Raw genomic sequence first — 590 nt, forward strand, 5'->3', positions numbered from 1 at the left:
TCAGCGCACTACAGGCCATTGCCCGGAAGCCATGCCCGCAGATATCCTTTTTGGTGTCGTAACCCATCACGCGCAGCGCCTTGTTGACGGTGTTGTCGCTCATGCACTTGTCCTGGTCGTATTCGCCGGGAAAAATAAAGGCCAGATGCCCGGAGAGGGCCTCGATCTGTTTCAGTATCGCAATCGCCTGATCCGACAGCGGCACAATGTGCTGGATTTTCATTTTCGACCCCCGGTAAGAGAAGCGCACGTTTTCGATCTGTTCGCGCTCTTCCGGGATTATCCATAACTTCTGCTGCCAGTCGATCTCACTCCAGCGCGCAAAGCGTAGTTCGCTGGAGCGCACAAAAAAAATCAGCGACAGCTTAAGCGCGTATTTTGTCAGCAGCCTGCCGCAGTAGCTATCCGTCCGGGTTAAAAGCTCAGGCAATTTGTCCAGCGACAGGGCCGGGTAGTGACTGGTTTCTGGCGCGGCAAATTCACCGTCCAGATACAGCGCCGGGTTCGCTTTGAGCAGTTTCTTTTTCATCGCGTAGTGCATGATATCGGTGACGTAGTTTTTCAGCCGCGCGGTGATTTCCAGAAAGCCT

At 54.1% G+C, this 590-nt stretch carries 1 protein-coding gene; it reads right to left on the reverse strand.

What is annotated here, in order from left to right:
• Positions 1–590 (reverse strand): site-specific integrase (locus ACJHYW_RS25310; protein WP_280740105.1); only part of this gene is annotated, 590 nt, incomplete at both ends.

Source organism: Escherichia sp. WS3063 (assembly GCF_046486595.1).
In the GTDB taxonomy this organism is placed as follows: domain Bacteria; phylum Pseudomonadota; class Gammaproteobacteria; order Enterobacterales; family Enterobacteriaceae; genus Escherichia; species Escherichia coli.